The 18,720-nt window shown below is 64.7% G+C and carries 13 protein-coding genes and 1 pseudogene; 8 read left to right on the top strand and 6 right to left on the bottom strand.

From position 1 onward, the window contains the following. Nucleotides 1–90 precede the first annotated feature (90 nt). Both ACQP0C_RS21150 and ACQP0C_RS21145 read right to left on the bottom strand, forming a co-directional pair. Nucleotides 91–1,809, bottom strand: a complete 1,719-nt coding sequence (locus tag ACQP0C_RS21150; protein ID WP_433722318.1) for a DoxX family protein — start codon at nt 1,807–1,809, stop codon at nt 91–93. Nucleotides 1,810–2,081: 272 nt separating this feature from the next. Continuing rightward, the gene (locus ACQP0C_RS21145; protein ID WP_433722316.1) at nt 2,082–2,792 is read right to left on the bottom strand and encodes an esterase/lipase family protein; all 711 of its coding nucleotides are present in this window, start codon (nt 2,790–2,792) and stop codon (nt 2,082–2,084) included. A 400-nt stretch (nt 2,793–3,192) separates the two neighbouring features. Between ACQP0C_RS21145 and ACQP0C_RS21140 the strand changes: the two genes are divergently transcribed. Beyond that, a complete protein-coding gene (locus tag ACQP0C_RS21140) occupies nt 3,193–5,436 on the top strand; it encodes a hypothetical protein (protein WP_433722314.1) in 2,244 nt (747 codons plus the stop codon). A 270-nt stretch (nt 5,437–5,706) separates the two neighbouring features. Here the strand turns inward: ACQP0C_RS21140 and ACQP0C_RS21135 are convergent, their stop codons facing one another. After that, complete coding sequence (locus tag ACQP0C_RS21135) at nt 5,707–6,129, bottom strand: hypothetical protein (RefSeq protein ID WP_433722312.1); 423 nt, start codon at nt 6,127–6,129, stop codon at nt 5,707–5,709. A gap of 1,162 nt (nt 6,130–7,291) precedes the next feature. Between ACQP0C_RS21135 and ACQP0C_RS21130 the strand changes: the two genes are divergently transcribed. Beyond that, nucleotides 7,292–7,954: a serine protease gene (locus tag ACQP0C_RS21130; protein ID WP_433722310.1), complete on the top strand. Its 663-nt coding sequence runs from the start codon at nt 7,292–7,294 to the stop codon at nt 7,952–7,954. Nucleotides 7,955–7,997: 43 nt separating this feature from the next. Here ACQP0C_RS21130 and ACQP0C_RS21125 read toward each other — a convergent pair whose 3' ends face one another. Further along, the gene (locus ACQP0C_RS21125; RefSeq protein WP_433722308.1) at nt 7,998–8,708 is read right to left on the bottom strand and encodes an FHA domain-containing protein; all 711 of its coding nucleotides are present in this window, start codon (nt 8,706–8,708) and stop codon (nt 7,998–8,000) included. Nucleotides 8,709–9,740: 1,032 nt separating this feature from the next. Here ACQP0C_RS21125 and ACQP0C_RS21120 point away from each other — a divergent pair. Together ACQP0C_RS21120 and ACQP0C_RS21115 are read left to right on the top strand one after the other, a co-directional pair. After that, the gene (locus tag ACQP0C_RS21120) at nt 9,741–10,328 is read left to right on the top strand and encodes a TetR/AcrR family transcriptional regulator (protein ID WP_433722306.1); all 588 of its coding nucleotides are present in this window, start codon (nt 9,741–9,743) and stop codon (nt 10,326–10,328) included. A 76-nt stretch (nt 10,329–10,404) separates the two neighbouring features. Further along, nucleotides 10,405–11,403: a zinc-binding dehydrogenase gene (locus tag ACQP0C_RS21115; protein WP_433722304.1), complete on the top strand. Its 999-nt coding sequence runs from the start codon at nt 10,405–10,407 to the stop codon at nt 11,401–11,403. A gap of 738 nt (nt 11,404–12,141) precedes the next feature. Here ACQP0C_RS21115 and ACQP0C_RS21110 read toward each other — a convergent pair. Continuing rightward, on the bottom strand, nt 12,142–13,080 hold the full coding sequence (locus tag ACQP0C_RS21110; RefSeq protein ID WP_433722302.1) for a class I SAM-dependent methyltransferase: 939 nt from the start codon (nt 13,078–13,080) through the stop codon (nt 12,142–12,144). A gap of 152 nt (nt 13,081–13,232) precedes the next feature. Here ACQP0C_RS21110 and ACQP0C_RS21105 point away from each other — a divergent pair, with 152 nt between their 5' ends. Then, nucleotides 13,233–14,996 (top strand): sigma-54-dependent Fis family transcriptional regulator, encoded by a 1,764-nt coding sequence (locus ACQP0C_RS21105; RefSeq protein WP_433722300.1) that lies wholly within the window; start codon nt 13,233–13,235, stop codon nt 14,994–14,996. Between the two features lie 138 nt (nt 14,997–15,134). Here ACQP0C_RS21105 and ACQP0C_RS21100 read toward each other — a convergent pair. Continuing rightward, a pseudogene (locus tag ACQP0C_RS21100) lies at nt 15,135–15,335 on the bottom strand (IS21 family transposase); the annotation flags it as partial. 98 nt (nt 15,336–15,433) lie between these two features. On the opposite strand from ACQP0C_RS21100, the gene ACQP0C_RS21095 reads away from it, so the two are divergent. Genes ACQP0C_RS21095 through ACQP0C_RS21085 form a run of 3 tightly spaced genes read left to right on the top strand, consistent with a single transcriptional unit; the run spans nt 15,434 to nt 18,716 of the window. After that, nucleotides 15,434–15,943 carry a hypothetical protein gene (locus ACQP0C_RS21095; protein WP_433722298.1) on the top strand — a complete coding sequence of 170 codons (510 nt, stop codon included), beginning with the start codon at nt 15,434–15,436 and terminating at the stop codon, nt 15,941–15,943. After that, entirely contained in the window at nt 15,943–17,319 is a 1,377-nt protein-coding gene (locus tag ACQP0C_RS21090) for a hypothetical protein (protein ID WP_433722296.1), read from the top strand. Before ACQP0C_RS21095 ends, ACQP0C_RS21090 begins: the two co-directional genes overlap by 1 nt. A gap of 41 nt (nt 17,320–17,360) precedes the next feature. Further along, nucleotides 17,361–18,716: a vWA domain-containing protein gene (locus tag ACQP0C_RS21085; protein ID WP_433722294.1), complete on the top strand. Its 1,356-nt coding sequence runs from the start codon at nt 17,361–17,363 to the stop codon at nt 18,714–18,716. The last annotated feature ends 4 nt before the right edge of the window (nt 18,717–18,720 follow it).

The following is an 18,720-nucleotide window of genomic DNA, read 5'->3' as shown; positions in this document are numbered from 1 at the left end:
GCGTGCGAAGGGCCGTGGCCAGCGATCCGTCCAACGAGGACATCGGGGGCGCCGACGAACTCGACGCGTGAATCCCATCATCCGCGTGGCTCAGCGGAAGTACGGATATTCCTGCACCCAGTGCAAGCCGCGGCTGCGCAACGGGAAATCGTCGAGGTCCACCGAGGTCAGCGTGATCGACACCGGTTGTCCGGCGATCGTGCCGGTCAGCGTCAAACGCTGCGGTGCGGGCCGGTCGAAGCCGAAGCTGCCCAGCACCGCTGGTCGCTCGGTCATCGCGCTCGGCGGCGCGAGCAGGGCAAGGCTGTGGGCGTCGGAATCGACCATTGCGATTACCGGGACCAGCCGCCCGTCCATCCGCTGCACTGCGGCGCCATCGCGATCGAAAACCACCCGCTGCCAACGCAATTCGTCGGTGGTCAGCGGTGGAAGGGGCTTGCCGTCCACGCTGAACTCGGTGACCGCCCAGATGCCGTATAGCGGAGGTTGCGGTCGTCCCGCACCCTGTTCGGTCCATCGATCCCAGCCGGTGTAGGCGTTCGAGAACAGCAACCACAGCCCGAGTGTGATCTGCGCCGCGGCCGCGATTCGGTCGGCTCGCGGCGTTCGAAACAGTGGGCGCGTCGTCGACGAGCCGGTGGGCCGGTCCAGCACCAGCACGTTCACCAGGCGCCGGGCCTGCGGCGCGAGCAGTACCAGGCACTGCAGCATGAGGTGGAACGACAGAATTTTCGCGGGCACGTCGTAGGTCATGTCCAGCACGAACACCTGGGTCGTGCACACCAGGCTCAGCATCGCGCCCACCAGCGCGGTACGCGGCACGAACAGCAGCACTCCGCCGAGCAGTTCCGCGCAGCCCAACAGGATTTCATACGGCGGCGACACCCCGATCTGGTTCCAGAGCACCGCCATGGGGCTGAAGTCCCCGTACGGCTGGATCAGCCGGCTCAGCGGCGTGGGCGGCATCTGCGTCGGGATGGCCTTGGCCATCCCGTACGCGACCATCTGCCCTGCCAGGCACAACCGCACGAACAGCAGGAACCACGGCTGCACCGCCCGGTAGTCCGGCCGTTTCCGATCCAGCACGCTCCAGATCAGGGTCCCGAGCACCGCGACAACGCCGACGACGAACACCAGCACCCAGAAGTAGGCCTGATCTCCGCTGATGGACGCCGTGTTCGCCGCGACGGATGAGCCGAACACCCACGTGCCGGTCCAGTCGACGATTGGGCGCAACGCGCGGGCCATCCCGTAGTTCACCCAGTCGGGCAGCCATTGACGGGCGAGGCCGAGGAACTCCGACACGATCGACGGATACACCAGGCAGAACAGCCCGAAATATAGAAAACCGAAGCGGAACGCCACGCGGGTGGCGCCGCTCCAGGGGCGAGTACCGGGATTCGCGACGCTCGCGGCGCCGTCTGCCCGATCGAGGATGGCTTCCGCGGTCACGGCGGTCCCTTCCAGTTCGAGTTGACGCAGACCGAAGGTATCGAAAAGTCTGTTGCCAGTTCGGAGATCGACCGGATCCGCCGAACCGGCGACCCACCGCAAGATCTCGGTCAGCCAAACTACAGGTAGTCCTGCATCCAGTGGAATCCGCGGCGGCGCAGCGGAAAGGAGTTCGGGCCGACCCGGATCGAGCGACAGCGACACCTGCTCGTGCAACGCGCCGATCAGCAGTGTGTCCGCGGTGGGCTGGGTGATGGTGAAACTTGCCAGACGGGTGGGCGACGCGTCCCGGGATCGCGACGGCTGCGACAGCACAAGAGTGTGGGCGTCGTTGTCGACCTGCGCTAAGACCGGCATGAACGGTCATCCATTTTCTCCGCGCTCACGTTCGGCGGGTCGAAAATTGAGCGGCGCCAACGGTTCTCGTCGGTGACCAGGGGCGGCACCGGATGTCCCGCGCCGGCGAACTCGCCGACAGTCCAAATGCCGTACAGCGGGGGCTTCGGACTGCGTATCCGTACGGGCCGACCGGACTGCGCTGGACCGATAACTGGTACGCCGTTGGGACGCAACACGGTCAGCGCCGGGCGATCGCTACGACTACCTACCGCGCGGCCTGCTGACACCGGCTACGGGCAGGGGTTGCCGTCGAAACCGGGGTCCAGGGCCCGTTCGATGATGTATGCGACGGTGGGTGATTGCGGCAGTGTCTCGTGCTGATATGGATCGGTCGGGCACAGGTCCTGGACCATGACATTGTCGACGGTGGCTCCGGGACCGGCTTGTAAAAAGGTCGCTTCCGGCGGGGTGGACGCATTGTCGAGTCGGCTCGCGATCGCGGTATAGGCGATCCCGGGAACCGTGTCGCCATCCGCGTTGAGTTCCCGCAGGAATTCACTGCCGGCGAGCTGCTGCACAAACGCTACTCCCATGAGCGGAGCCGCCAACCACTCGGGGCTTTGCGGGGTTTGGACATGGGTGTCCAGCAGTCCCCACACGCTCATACCGTGATTGGTGCCGACCAGGGTGATGAGGTGCCCGACCTTGTCTGCGCCCCCGGCGAACCGCACATACTGCCGCGCCACCACCGCACCCTGCGAATGACCGACGAGTGCGACTTTCGCCGCCCCCGTCGCGGCCCGCACTTGTTCGACGAACGCCGCGATCTCCACCGTCGACGCACGGATGTCACCGGTCGCGTACTGCCCCGGAATCGCGCCGCGCACACTGGAGGTATCACGGCCGTAGTTCAGCGAGAACACGCAGTACCCAGCCGATTTCAGCCGCGGTGCGAGCACATCCCATGCGTTCTGGTTGTCCCAGGTTCCGTGGATGAGCACGACCGGTTCAGGATGCGCCGCAGTCGGCGCGCACGTCCAGTCGTCCGATCCTGGCGGCGCGACACTGCCATCAGGATTCTTGCCCCACGGAAGTGTCGCCGCTGTGTCCGCTGACGCCGGCACTTCGGTCACAGCGATGGGCGACACGGCCACAACGACGCCCAAAAGGATTGTGCGCCATCGACTTCGAACCGCCATCGGATCTCCTCTCGGCAACCTCGCATAGTATGGTACGTGAATGTACCGTCGCTGTGGCGGCCCCGACCAACCGGGGCCCTTGGCAGCCCATTCCGCTGGAATTCGCTGCAGCACGGGTGCTGATCTCGCTGAGTGGTTCTTGGACGATGACGCCATGGCGGTGGTGTGGAGAGGGGTTCGTACCGTGCGTGGAGTGGGTGCGATGTTGGTTCTGCTTGTGTTGCTGGTGGGTTCGGCGCCGAGCGCGGTCGCGACCGGAGAGGAGGACGGTGCGGGATGGACGGCCGAATCGCAGGCTTATGCGCCGGATGATTTCCATACGGCGCCGTATCTGGGTAATGGGCGGATCGGGACGGTGTTGCCGCCGAGCGGGGGTGGCTATCACGATTACGGCGCGCAGGTGCAGACCTCGTTTCCGTTGCAGCAGTCCCGCTATACCGGGACCTATCTGGGTGGTTTCTATGCGCGGCAATCCCTGGCGGGAAATTCGTGGAACAACACACAGGTGATCGCGGCGTTGCCGGCATGGTCGGGGTTCGCCGTCGGTGTGGCGGGTAAGGAGTACGGGCCCGATGTCGATGCGGCGACCGTGCGAAACTATCGGCAGTCTTTGGACTTTCGTACCGCGACGGTGACTACCGTCGCAGACTGGGTTCCAGATCCGCAGCATCGCGTTGAGGTGCGTTACGACACTTTCGTGTCCCGATCGCAACCCGACCTGGCCGTGCAGAAGCTCACTCTCACCCCGCGCTTTTCCGGTGATGTGGAAGTGACCGATTCGATCGACGCCGCGGCGGGGCGGCGGGTGCGCCCCGTCGCCGCGACCGCTGATGTGGAGTCGCGTCGCACGGCGGTCGGGGTCGTTGCGGAGGGCACCGAGGACACGGCGTTCCTTGTGTCCAGTGACGACATCCCTGCAGGGGCAACCGGCACGGCGCTGCCGGACGGCAGTGGTATCCGTTACGGCACGCACGTGGAGGGCGACCGGTCCTACACCTTCGTCAAGTATGTCGGCATCACCTCCACCGATTACGACGTCGATCCACAGGCTCGGGCCATCGAGGCGTCCGAATCGGGGCGGGAGCGAGGTTTCGGCGCCGTACATGCCGAGCACGCCCAGGCGTGGGATCGGTTGTGGCAGCCCGCCATCGATATCACCGGGCGTGCGGACTATCACCGGTGGACGCTCAGTGCTCTGTATGCGGTGCTGGCCAGTGTGCGCGAGGGCGAGCGCTGGTCGCTGCAACCGGCGGGGTTGTCTTCCGACGACTACGGCGGGCTCACCTATTGGGATGCCGAAACCTGGATCTTCCCAACACTTCTGGCACTGTATCCACTGCTCGCCCGCACGGTGGTCGACTTCCGTGCTGCGGCGTTGCCTGCGGCCGAGGCCAACGCACGCGCCTACGGTCTGCCTGGCGCGCTGTATCCCTGGGACGACGGACCCGCACAGCGGTGCGCCTCACCGGCGGTGTGCGGACTGGTCGAGGAGCATTTGCACAACGAGATTGCCCTGGCCCAATGGCAGTACTTCCTCGCCACTGGTGACGAGGGTTGGCTGCGCGCCGAGGGCGCACCGGTGATCGTTGCGATCGCCGACTATCTCACCGCCCGCGTCGGCCCGAAACTGCCCGATGGCAAATACCATTTCGCTCCGGCCGGAGGTGCCGACGAGTATGTCCCGGTCTCGGTCGACAACGCGTTGACCAACGCCGGGGTGATGAACACGATGCGCATCGCGGCGCTGGCCGCGCAGCGGGCCGGTGTACCGGTGGATCCGCGCTGGGCCGATATCGCGGCGAATATGGCGATGCCGCCCGATATCGAGCCAGGGGTGCCCGCCGAATACCTCGGCTACCGCGGCGCACCCGTCAAACAGGCCGACACGGTGCTGCTGAGCTACCCGTTCTCTTATGCGGCGCAAGGCTATTCACCTGCAGCCACGCTGCGCTACTACTTCGACCGTACTGATCCCGATGGCCCGAACATGAGCAACAGCGTGGGTGCGATCCTCAGCGCGCAACTGGATCCGTGCCGCACACAAGAATTCCTCGATCGATCCGCACAACCGTATGTGCGCGCACCGTACGGATTCCAGTCCGAGGCCCGCGGCGATCGCTCGGGCGCCAATGCGCTCGGGCAGTCGGCGTGGGTGTTCGTCACCGGGTCGGCGGGGTTCCTGCAGGGACTGGTGTACGGGCCGACCGGACTGCGCTGGACCGATACCGGTGCCCGCCTGGATCCGATGCTGCCCAGCGGATTCCCCGACGGCATGACCGTGCGCGGGCTGGCCATCGGTGACAGCAGGCTCACCATCCGCATCGAGTCGGCCACCACGACGGTCACCGCCGACTCCGGCCCCCCGGTCACCCTGGATACGCCGTTGGGACGCAACACGGTCAGCGCCGGGCAATCACTACGACTGCCTACCCGCGCGGCCTGCTGACATCGGCTAGACGGGGCACTCGGGTTCTGGAAGACGGTGCCGGAGGCGTTCCCCGAGACCCGCAAGCAACGTTGCTGGTTGCACAAACAGGCGAATGTTCTTGCCGCGCTGCCACATCGGCGCATCCCGCGTAACGGTGGGGCGTTTCACAAGGGCAACCCGCTCGAGCGGCCGATCGATATCACGCCCACCGAACCGGCTGCCGAATCACCCGGTCAGGAGGTGGCTCGAACCACGGTTCACACGATCGAGGTTGATGCACCGACCGGCCTATGGCCGCGAATGGTCAGGCGGTGGAAATCGCGCCGTAGTGCGTTTTTCATGCGCATACCGACGGAGTATCGGCAGGCCGAATGCTGTCTCACCGTCCTCGGCGCGTCGCCCGCCCACGCCGTGCACCGAGTAGGCTGCACCCTCCCAGAACAGCACTCGGTCGAACACGACGTCATCGCCCTCCCGCCGGAAACGCCTCGCGGTTACCTTGCTGCACGCGACGAAACCAGATCCGAACGAGCCACCAGCCAGCTGCAGCAGCAGCAGAGGCACCGCGGCCTCGTCATCGAGATCGCCGTGGTGAGCAACCGGTGTGAGGGTGAGCCCGCCCGTGAATCGAGGATCCAATTCCATCCGCTGCACGCCCTCGAAACAGACCTCGGTCCGATATTCGAACTCCCCGAAGTCGTTGCTGCGCAACACCAACTCCCGATGACTGACCGTATACCGATAAACATGTAGATCGCCGGCGACAGCGAAAGGAAGGTGGCTCACACATCCACAGTGCCACCGTCACCACACTGCCGGTATCCGGCCACGACCCACGGAGCAAACGGACGTTCCCGTCCGCCTCATCCACAGTTCTCGACAATATCTCGCCGACGCGACCCGAGGACCGTGTACGCAATCCGGGATTCGGAAATTTCGGCATCGTCGTGCGGGCGGTGCCGTAGCGCACCGGTCGAGTTCGGCGCATCACAGAGTCACACAGCAATCACTCCGTTACGTCACGCATTTGAAATTGCCCAGATATGCCATATATCGGCGCAGGTCAGAACATAGAATCTTCGGTCATACTCGTGCGCAAGTACAATCGAGCACGCAGCACAGGTATCCAACAGATTTGTTGCGAACACATTTGCGAAGGGGTATTCGGCACAGATCTACATCATTTTCGATGCAAATTCGTGTACGGGTGATCTGCACTCGACAAATTACCGGTCAGCTCCATCAATCGGTCGCGCCGATCATCGGACAGTGCGAAATCGGCTTCGATAGCCACATCCACCCGAGGTATAGGTGTTTCCAACCCGAGGGATGATGATCTTCTGCGCACTCGACGAGGAGAGTTGGTGATGTTCACATACGGGAGGCCGTCAACGGACGAGGCTGTCCCGAAAGTATTTAGTTGAAGGAAGATCATGAACAAGAACTCGATTCGCGCAGCCGTGGCAGCTGCAGCGCTCGCACCAATGATCGCCCTCGGTTCCGGCGTTGCTACGTCGGCCCCGGCCGACCAACCTGCCCCGGTCCTAGTGGCGCCTGCCTCCGAACAAGCACCCGTGCAGGTCGAACCTGCCATCTTGTGGTGGAACCCGCTCCTGTGGTGGGTCTGCTTCGTCCCGCCGATCTTCCCCCTCGGTACGGGCATCTGTCTTGCATGACGACAGCTTCGTGACAACGTCGCACGTCACACCCCAGATCGTGTTGTGATCGGTCAACGCACCTCCGACCAGACGCCACGCAAAAGAACCCACAGCGACGAGGCTCATCGCCGCCATCCCGATAGGCCTCGCCAGCAGACATGTCGACGCTATTCGCGCCGCGCGGAATGGTCGCGGCTCCAGCGATGGGATTGGATATGTTCAGGAAAATTGCGGGAGCTGCGGCTGCACTCGCAGGAGGCGCAACGCTGGTCGGGGTGCAGGTAGGCACTGCGCATGCCACAGATCCGTCGGTGCTGGGCGGTGGCTCCGGCATCATTGTCAACGACGAGGGCATATGCACGCTCACCACGATTGGGCACGATGCCGCAGGCCGACTGGTCGGCCTCACCGCAGCTCACTGCGGTGAGCCGGGTACCACGGTCGTTGCCGAGGCCAACCGGGAGGCCGGTGTCGTGGGCACCTTCGCCTACACGAACAGCGATATGGATTACGCCGTCATCGTGTTCGATCCGGGAAAGGTCCTACCCGTGAACCGCGTGGGTAATACGACGATTACCGGGTTGGGCGGTCCAGTGCAGTTTCCGGATATCGCTTGCAAGCAGGGCTACACCACGGGCCAGACCTGTGGCCTGGGCTACGGAGATGTGTTCCAGTCCACCAACTGGGCCTGGACACAGATATGTGTCCTTCCTGGTGACTCCGGCGGGCCGATCGTGGTCGGAACGACGCTGGTCGGCATGGTCAACGGTTACCTCACCGTGCCGTGCCTCGGCCCGATGCTCGGCGGGAACATGGCCGCCATCATCGAAGACATCAACGCGCGCGGTGACACCGGAGCGGGCTTCCACCCGATCTAGCTGAACACCGAACCGACCGATGCGATGGGGCCGCGAACCAGCATCACCGCATTCTCGCGCCGGGGTCCAACCAATCGCGGTTGGCGATGATGCCGCTCTCGATGGCACGTTCAACCAGAAACACGCGCTTCTGATTCTGCGGCAAGGCCTCGACGTCGAATATTTTGAACAATGCGCGCAGGTGCGTCTTGACCGTGGCCACGCTCAGGTGCAGCTGGCGTGCGATCTTCCCGTTCGACGCCGGGTAGGTGAACGTGCTGTGAGCGTCGTACGGGCGACACAGTGCCTCCAGAATCAGATACTGGGCGTCGGTCAGCGCATCCCGGGTTGGCAGGTTGACCTGAACAATCGTTTTTTCATCCGCGGGTGAGTGGCCGTCCGTGAAGACGAACAGCGATTCCCCGAGGCGCATCGAATCACCGGACTCGAGCTTTCGAAAACCGCCGATACGCTCGCCGTTGACGAAAGTCCCATTTGTCGAAAGCCCATTGTCGATGACGACCCAGCAGCCGCCGACGCGCTCGATGATGGCGTGCAGACGCGATACGGTCGCGTCGTCTTTCACGGTTATGTCGGCTGCCTCGGACCGCCCGATCGTCACACTGGACGCGCCGTGATCGAGTGGAATCTCACGCCAACTTCCGCCGATCCGGTGGGACAAAGTGGCATCACTGGCTGACTGCCGCCGCGCAACCTCGCCTGTTGCTGAGCGCGATCCGTTACGCAGCGCCTGACGTCCGTGTGACGTGGACATGATGCATCGTTCCCAATTCGAAGTACTTCATGCCTCGGGTACCGATCCCTCTAACACAGAATGCGCTATCTCTCCGCTAATTGCACGATAATTAACTGCGTCAGCGCGGAACAAGGGCCTGTGCGTGCCTGAGGTCCATTTCCGTGCCTCGTCCGGATCGCAGGTGCGATAACCGGATGTCGGGTCGACTGTTCGGTCTCGACTGCGGCCCCAAGAAGGGACGCCAGTCGCAGCAGATCGTCGGCCACGTCGACGCGAGAATCACGCAGCCTATGTGCACCCCGGCTCAGCGACACGATGGCGACCTTGTCAGCGCACCCGCAGCCCCGCATCACCCTCGACTCCGTGCCGTCGGCGACGAACCATGCGGCATCCCGGTCGATCGCGTACGGACCACAAACCGTCCCGTCAGTCACGGAGTACGGAACGAAGAAACTGCCCCTGACCAGGTCGCGAGGATCTTCTCTGTCGGGCGGACGTAGTGTTTCCGGGAGCGGCGAGGTAGACGACGAGGTTTTGTCCGGGGGGTGCCGTCCGAGATTCCGAGACTGTCAGCTCACATCCCGCATGCCCAGCCTGCATAATCGCCGGATCCAGCCGACGCCGTGGTTGTCCAAGATGGCCAGATACCCGCCGACGCGCGCGATCATATGACCAGCCGAGGATTAGAACAGGCAGCAGCATCCAGGTGACGTTTCCGGTCGTAAGCAGACGGATCGATACGCCCCTGGATCAATCAAATCGGCCTCGTGCCAAGCCTTTTCGCGACAGCGGACCCTGCATGTCCGAGTCCGTCCATGCACCCCACCCCGTCGAGCAACCGAACCTGATCCGGTAAGTCCCTGTGACCGGCATGCCGCGATCGGGCGACGAGATCCGAGCCGACCGCCGAGCCGTCACCGATCGCGACCCAGATCTCGTGGTGCGGGATGACGATTTCTGCGATCCAGTGCACGCTCGTTATCCCCAGGCGTCTGACCTGGGGACTTTTTGCGCCTTGTTCTTGAGTGATCGTTCAAGTATGGTAGCGGCATGCCCCGCCCTCGTGAGTTCGAACCCGATGTCGTCATCGACGCGGCGATGCGGCGATTCTGGGAACGGGGATATCGCGCCACCTCGGTGGAGGAGCTGGTCAAGGCGACCGGGATCAAGCCGGGCAGCCTGTACGGAGCCTTCCCGGGCGGTAAGCACGCGCTGTTCCTGGCGTCGTTGCGGCGCTATTCGGAGCTGATCGTGCCGCAGAAGCTCGGCGCACTGGACGGTCCGGCCGCATCGCTGGCCGAGGTGCGTGGGTACTTCGACGGTCTGGTGGCGGATCTGTTGTCTCCCGAGGGACGGCAGGGATGTTTGCTGGTCAACACCGCGATCGAGAACTCGGCGACCGACGACGCGGCCGCCGCCGTGGTGCGCGGGCATCTGACCCGGCTGGAGGAGCGCTTCCGGGCCGGCCTGACCACGGCCGCGCGTCGGGGCGAACTGCGCGCCGGCGTGGATCCGGCCATGGTCGCCAAGGGGTTGGTCGCGACCTCGCAGGGGCTCATGGTGGTCGGTAAGGCCGATCCCGACGAGCAAGTGCTGCGAGCCATAGTCGACACCGCCTTCGCCGGCCTCACTTCGTGAGTCGGTGCCGGTAGGTGCCTGGCCGCCGCTGTCGGCGGCCTTCTTTCATGCCCAATATTTGAGCAAACATTCAAGAATGGAGTTCGTCATGCAGGCCATCACCATCTCGACCTACGGCGCGCCGGAAGTGCTGACGCACACCGAACTGCCCGATCCGGTACCCGCGGCGGGTGAAATCCTCATCGCCGTCGAGGCATTCGGCCTCAATCACGCCGAAACCTATATGCGAGCAGGCACCTGGGGCGATGTCGCCGCCGTACCCGGCATCGAGGCGGCCGGCACCGTCTTGTCCGATCCCGACGGCCGGATTCCAGTGGGCGCCAAGGTCATCGCGATCATGGGCGGTATGGGCCGCACCCGCAACGGTAGCTACGCCGAACTGGTCACCGTGCCGGCCGAGAATGTCGTTGCGGTGACCACCACCCTGGACTGGACCGAACTCGCCGCGGTCCCCGAGGTGTACGCAACCGCGTGGACGGCCCTCACCGGGAACCTCGGGCTGCGCTCCGGTGACGTCGTGCTGGTGCGCGGCGCCACCTCGGCGCTGGGGCAGGCGGCGGTGAACTTGGCCGCCGACCTGGGCGCGACGGTCGTCGCCACCACACGTAACCCGGCCCGCACCGCGCTGCTCACCGAGATCGGCGCCGATCATGTGCTGATCGATGACGGCGATCTGACCGCTGCGGTGGACACAGCCGGGCTGCGCGTGGACCGACTGCTCGACGTCGTCGGCAACAGTGTGCTGCGGGACTCGCTCACCGCCGTCCGTGCGGGTGGCCGAGTGTGCCAGATCGGATTCCTGGGCGGACTGGACCCGGTCGACGCTTTCGCGCCGATCGCCGACCTGCCCAGCGCTGTGCAGTTGTCCTTCTTCGGCAGCTTCATGCTCGGCACCCCGGAATTCCCGCTATCGGCGATCCCGTTCGACGACATCCTCGCGAAGGTGGCGGCCGGAACCTATCGGGCCCGCCCGGCGCGCACGTTCGGTTTCGGCGATATCGTCACGGCGCATCAGGTGATGGAGGCGGGCAGCGCCGGCGGCAAGATGAGCGTGCGCGTCGCTCAGAAATCCTGACCGACGGAACCCGGACTGCCCCGCCACATCGGCATCCAGATCTTCGAGGACGAGGCTTCGGCACGTGGGCCGTTCGGATATGGGATCGGCGTCTTGGCGTCGTGCTGATCTTTCGCGATTAGCCGACGCCCGGCGGCCAGCACTGAGACGATTGGAACGCTCGAGCAACGATGGTTCGCTTCTCACAGGAGGCCGCCATGGCTGACAATTCGACTTGCCCGCCCTACGTCCCAGGGACGAACTACAAGGGGGGCGAATTAGTGACACATAACGGACTCATCTATGAGGTCAAGCCCTTCCCGGTATCCGGATTTGCGGGTATCAGTCCTGTGCACTACGAACCCGGCAAGGGCATTCGCTGGAGAGATGCATGGATCCAGCGCTAGACCGTTGTCGGATCGGGTGCTCGTGAATGAGCGCCATGAACGCGGACGAGCCGCACTGGAAGCGAAGGACGGTTTACCAAGATCCTGACGACGGTTCAGCAGATGGTGGACCAGGCGCGCTCTCACAGCGCTGATCGGGGCAAGCCCTTCAGCGCCGTTGTCGCAGCAAGCACGATGTCGTCTCGAGGACCTCAGTGAAGCTGCGCACAACCACCGCCTCGAATTCTCTACCCTCGCACCACCCCTGTCTCGCGACACCAGGGACGAGGCCCGCTCATCCAACACTAATGGGACTCTGACCAGGATCTGCCCGGTCTGCGGCAGCAAGAACGTCGCTGGTCATGTGGCTGGTTCACTGCGGTGTACCGGGTTTGGTGCAGGTGAATTGCATGACGTCGATGCCGCCACGGCGGGCGTAGTCGGCGCATCGGGTCAAGTACCGGATGTAGGCGTTGTAGGTATCGGGTCCGGCGAGCTCGATGGCGCGGTCGTGGTGCTCGTGCAATGCATCGGCCCAATGGTCGAGGGCGGTGGCGTAGTGCGGTCCCATCGATTGCATGCCGGTTACGGTGAATCCGGCGTCTTCGGCGTATGCGGTGACACCTTTGGGGTCGCGTCCGGTTGGGGGCAGCAGCGGGCCGCCGCCGAAGATGGTTTCGGTGAGGAACCGCATGAACGCGTCATCGATGCTGGTGTGCTGAATTCCGTGGGCAGGCAGTCCGTCGCGGTTGTCGCCGACGATGGCCTGCAGCAGCAGCACTCCATCGGCGGGCAGTGTGTGGTACGCGAATTCGAAGAACTCGCCGTAGCGGTCTCGTTCGAAGGGTTCGAATGCGCCGATACAGACGATCCGGTCTGCGCGGCGGTCGAATTCCTCCCAGCCCTGCAGTCGCACCCCGCCATAGGGGCGCCCTCGGATCACTCGGTCGACCAGCAGATTCCGCACATGCCGGTACTGGTTACGGCTGGGAGTGAGCCCGATCACATTCACCCCGTAGGTGTCCATGGCGCGCAACATGGTCGAACCCCAGCCACAACCGATATCCAACAAGGTCATCCCCGGCCGCAGATCGCACTGGGCCAGAGCGAGGTCGATCTTCGCCAACTGGGCTCGTTGCAAGGTGTCGTCCGGCTGGGGCCAGAACGCGCAGCTGTTGATAAAGGTCGGGTCGAGGAACGGTGCGAAGAACTCATCCGGCAGCTCGGCGCGGGATCGGACCTCTGGAAAGGTCGGCTCCCCCGATAGGTCGGTGATTTTTCGATGGGCTTTGCTGAGGCTCTGGGGGCTCAAACGTCTTCCTTCTGGTTTTTGCTGAACGAAGCACATCTCCTTGTGCCCATGACACAGCGGAAGCGATAGAATGACGGTCTCAATCTGAGACGCGTCATCCATTGAGAAGGCCGCCACCATGGGTTGAGCAACAAGCACCGAGGTATGAGCAGATGCCGGATCCTCGAGCCGACGTCGCCGTGAGCCTAGAGAAGGCGCGCGAACAATTCCTCACCGTGGGTTCGCTCGATTTCCCGCCGGTGCGCGGCACTGTGCTCGATTCGTGGTGCCGATCGCGCGCGCTGCAGATCCATCCCGACCGTGTGGAGCTGCCTTATGTGCGGGATCCGAATCTCGACTCCCCGCTGGTGAGCGCCGCTACGCCGGTGCTGCGGCGGCTCGCGAGCGACCTGGCCGACCAAGCTGTCAGCGTCATCCTGACCTCGTCGGATGGGCTCTTGCTCGAGCGCTGCGCCGGCGATGCCACGATCATGCGCACACTCGACGGTGTGCAACTCGCTCCCGGCTACAGCTATGCCGAGGACTTCGTCGGCACCAACGGAATCGGCACCACCCTGGAAACAGCCACCCCGACGTTCATTCGCGGCGGCGAACACTATCTCGGCACCCTCGGCGGGCTCGCATGTGCAGGCTCGCCCATCCGCCATCCGCTGACGCGCTCGGTGCTGGGCGTCATCGATCTCACCTGCTGGGCCAGCCGATCCGATCCGCTGCTGCTCGCCCTCGCCAACAGTGCGAGCAGCCAGATCCAGGACCGGCTCCGCGCGCTCGCAAGCGAAAGCGAGACCGCGCTACTGGATACGTATCTGCGCCAATGCCGCCAGTATCCGCTCGGCGTGCTCGCGATCGGTGGCGACGTGGTGCTGATGAACCACTACCTGCGCCAGGCTCTCGACCCGCACGACCAAGGGGCGTTGCTGCAATATTCGACCGACCTGCTTCGTCCTGGGACCGTCGACACCCTCCTGGCCCCGCTGCCGAGCGGTCAGACCGCGAGAGTGACAGCAGTCGAACGTATTTCGATACGTGGCAGCAGCTTCAACATGGTCCTGCACGTTCAGCTGGTCATTGACCGCGCCGTGGACCACCCGATCGCACACGGCACGCTCGCATTGCCCGGCATCGCCGGTAGGAGCAGCTCGTGGCGGCGCAGCTGTCAGCAGGTCGAACGCTGCTGCCGGGATCGCGAATGGGTGGTCATCGATGGCGAAAACGGTTCCGGACGAACAAAACTCGCGAAATCTGTCGTCGCGCACGTCAGCCCCGGCAAGATGGCCCGGGTGCTGCGGACGGCCGACTTCGCCGACATCGAGGGCCTGCTGGCCGCGCTGCGCACCGAAACCAGCGACAGTAATTTCAACGTTGTCATCAAAGATATGGACCGCCTGCCGACCGAGGCGGTCGAGCCGATCGCCGACATACTCCAGACCTGCGCCGGTCGCGGATGGATCGCGGCAACAATGCATTCGGCCACGTCCTCTACGGCTGTCGATTCGCTGCTGCCACTGTTCAGCCAGACCGTCGGCGTGCCCGCACTCCGGCACCGCATCGAAGACCTCGAAGAGCTGGTTCCCTTCCTGCTGGGCGAGCTGACCAAGGGCGCCGAAGTCCGGCTTGCCCCGGACGCCATGCGCCAGCTCAACAAGCTGTCGTGGCCGGGCAACGTCGCCCAACTACGCCGGGTATTAGCCGAAACCGTTTCACAGCAGCGATCCAGTCTGATCCACATCGACGACCTGCCACCACAATGCCGATCGCTGACCCGGCGCAGACTGAGCCGGATCGAGGCACTGGAACGCGACGCGATCGTGCGCAGCCTGCAGGAGAACGGCGGCAACAAGGCCGAAGCCGCCGCGGCACTAGGGATGTCGCGGGCAACCATCTACCGCAGGATCAAGGACTTCGGCATCGAGTAGGCATAGTTGCCCCGGATCGCGCCGGCACCCGACAGCTATCAATCAGTTGAACAAGTACCCGCACTGGCCGCGCCGCAGTTCTATCGCCGTCGCAGGACGACTTCGGACGTTGTCTTCCGCCACGCTCCGGATAGTCGGGGCTCGCTCGATCATCCCCTTCGCTTCCGGATCAGCAGGTCTGCAGACGATTAACTTCGCGCCCAACGTTTCCCGAAACCCCCGGCATTGCGCGTTCAAGTCGCTGCGTCCGCACGCCAGTGGCCGATCGCTCCTTCGCAGTCCCAACCAAAACCCTTGGCACCGAACCCAATCGCGATGAACATGTGACCACCAGCTAGCGCGGAAGTGCTCTTCACCAGCCGATTCGGGGTTGGGACGGCACTTGTCGGTGCCCTCACATATCTTGTGCGCATCGTGATCGACCGGGAGGGAGAACGATGGCCTCGAATCCGAGTGCCACGCCGGATGAACCGGCATGGGAAAGCGCTTCTGTCGTGCGGGTTTTGCCCGCCGTCGCACCGCGCAAACTGAACAAGGTGCCGTTCGTGGAGCTGGCCGACGGACGCCTCCAGGGCGTGGTGTCGAGTGGTTCCGATATTTCACGCGTGTACGTGGCGTCGGTGACCGCGGGGACGCATGGGCTGAGCTGTAGCACCAATAACAACCGGCCGTGCGGCGGGTTGAATCAGGGGTGGGTCTGCAAGCATCTGGACGCACTCGTCGAAGAAGCGGTGCTCCAGTACGGGCAGGACCGGGTGGCACGGTTCCTGCGTGTCGAGGGCCCCGAGGGCACCCGACTCGCGAACTGCCTCAATGGAACTCGCGACCCGGCTCCGGCCGCCGCGGTGTTCAGCCGGTTCCTGCGGCATCTGACCTACCTGGAACTGCCGGGTACCGCGACGCCGATCCCGGAGCTGCACTGGTTCCCGGCGGGGGTGGGTCGCTGATGCAGGCTGTACAACTGGCCGCGCTGGCGGTTACGCCCGACGGCGTCGCGGCGGCCCTGGACGCGGTGGGCGGCTTCGATACCGGGCTGGTCAACGGCTTCGCCCGGGTTTCCGAACCGCAGAGCGCGGCACTGGCGGCACTGGCCGCCGCCGTGGCGGGTTCGCCACTGGCCGAGGCGGTTACGGCGGCGGTGTCGAAGGTGACCACGGGGACGATCGGCACAGACGAGCTGTCAGCGCTGGCCGCCGCCCGTGCCGCCCTGTTGGGCGCGGTGCACGACGCACTGGTCGACCAAGCCGATACGGCCATGGGCCGCAATCGCTCCGAGTGGTCGACTGAACTGGATCGAGCCACTCCGAGCCCACTCGCGACGGGTTCCCGCGCCTGGCTGGGCGAACTGGCCATCGCCGGATGGCGCGGCGTGGACCACGACCTGGTGGCGGCCGCGGATCAAACCGTAGAGTCGCTGCTGGCCGAACCTGCGCTGCGACGGCTGGCGATGCTGCTGGACGGCTTCACCGCCGAACTGGGCGCTTGCGCGCCGATCGCCACCATGGACCGGGTGCCCGCGCGACGCTGGGCCGATCTCTGGACGCGCGCCCTGCTGCTGTCCTGGCGCGGTGCGGAATCCGCAACGAGCGAGCCGGTTTCGGGTCGCCTGCTGCCGCTGGGCGTGGACGTGCACGAACACGGGACCGCGGTGCAGGCACAGGTGCACGGCGTGCTGGAGGTGGCGGGCACACCGGCCCGCCGGGTGTTGGTGTCGGTGGCGGCGGCCAAGGTGGACACCATTGTGGGACCCGCGGTTTGGCAGTTGCTGGGCGCGCATCGGCAATTGCTCACCGCGCTGGCCGAGCGGCGCGCGCTGGAGCTCACCGAGATGCCGCTGACGGCGACCGGTGACCTGCTGTGGGATGACGATCAGGCCAAGGCCGGGGATGCCGCCGACCCGTTCGTCACCGCCACCGTGCAACTGGCGCAGGCGCAGGCCCCGGCTGTCGCGCCGCTGAATCGCGATCCGGTGCACATCGCCGAACCGGTTCTGCTCGAGGGGTATCGGTTCCGCGACGGTGCGCTGGAGTTGGGTGAGCAGCGGATTCGGGTGGAACTGGACGCGCTGCCGTCCGCTGGTCCGCTCACTCCGGCCGGGGTGACCAGCTCCAGCACCATGATCGGATTGCTGCGCTGGGATGCCAGTGGCTGGTCGGTGCGACCACTGGCCGTGCGGCGCAAGGTCAAGAGCGCACTCACCGCCTTCCACAACGGTGATTGGGCGCTCGGCCCGACCGATCCGAAAGTCGCCAAGGCACAGGCCAAGTCGGGCGATGCCGTGGCGGTGTTGCGTGAACGCGCGGGACGGTTGCTGCGCAATTGACTACAGCATCGCGAAGCGATTCCATGGGGGGTGGCGGTCGGGTGACGGGTGGGCCGAATCATGAGACGCGACGCCAGATCCTGTACTGGCGTCTGCTGGCCGGCGTCTTCAATGCCGATCAGCAACCGACGTTGGAACAGGCGAGCGCGGGCATCGTCGACGATCTGGGGTTGCCGCTGGCCGTGCTCGATCCGGGCATTTCCATCGACAATGTGGTGCAACGCTATCCGGAGATGAAGGCGGAGTTCGAAAGCCTCGACTTCTCCGAGACAGCTGACTCCACAGCCGAGACCGTGGACTCCGCAGCCGAGGACGCCGGGAACGAGGCCGAAGCTGCTTCGCCCCGGCCCGTCGGCGCGGCCGATATCCGCACCGCCGCACTGGTTTCCAAGCTGCTGCTGAACGTCTTCGCCACCGGCTCAGGTCAGGTCAGCGCCACCCAGCTGGCGGGCTGGCAGTCCGATGCCACTTGGCTGCGCCGCTGCCTGGGTGAGGAGCAGGCCGGCGCCGTACAAGGCGTGCTCACCGGTCTGGAAGGCGAACTGGTGTCCCGCATGCGGCTGCGCGAAGTGCTGGCCGATCCGCACCTGGCCGCCCAGCTCACCCCGAGCATGTCGCTCATCGAACAACTGTTGCGCGACAAGCACAATCTGTCCGGCGTGGCCCTGTCCAATGCCAAACGCCTCATCCGCCGCTATATCGACGAGGTCGCCGAAGTGCTGCGCACCCAGGTGCAGCAGACCAGCGTCGGCACCGTCGACCGCTCGGTCCCGCCCAAGCGCATCCTCCGCAACCTGGACGTGGACCGGACCATCTGGAAGAACCTGCCCAACTGGAACCCCCGGGACGAGCGCCTCTACGTCGACCGGCTCTACTACCGCCAGACCGCCAAGCGCACCGTCCCCGCCCGCATGATCGTGGTGGTGGACCAGTCCGGTTCCATGGTCGACTCCATGGTGAATTGCACCATTCTGGCGTCGATCTTCGCGGGCCTGCCCAAGGTGGATGTACACCTCATCGCCTACGACACTCGCGCCCTGGATCTCACCCCGTGGGTGCACGACCCGTTCGAGGTGCTGTTACGCACCAATCTCGGCGGCGGCAACGACGGCCCGGTCGCCATGGCCATGGCCCAGCCCAAGATAACCGATCCGAAAAACACTGTGCTGGTGTGGATTTCAGACTTCTATGAGTTCGACCGCTCCCAGCCGCTGTTCGAGGCCATGGAGTCGGTGCACCGCTCCGGGGTGAAGCTCATCCCGGTCGGCTCGGTGAACAGCTCCGGCCACCAGAGCGTCAACCCGTGGTTCCGGGAGCGGTTCAAAAACCTTGGCACCCCGGTGATCTCCGGACGCATCCAGAAGCTCGTGCACGAACTCAAGAACTTTCTCGACTAGGAGA

Source organism: Nocardia sp. CA-129566 (assembly GCF_050956075.1).
GTDB lineage: Bacteria > Actinomycetota > Actinomycetes > Mycobacteriales > Mycobacteriaceae > Nocardia.
This window is presented reverse-complemented; position numbering and strand designations above follow the sequence as displayed.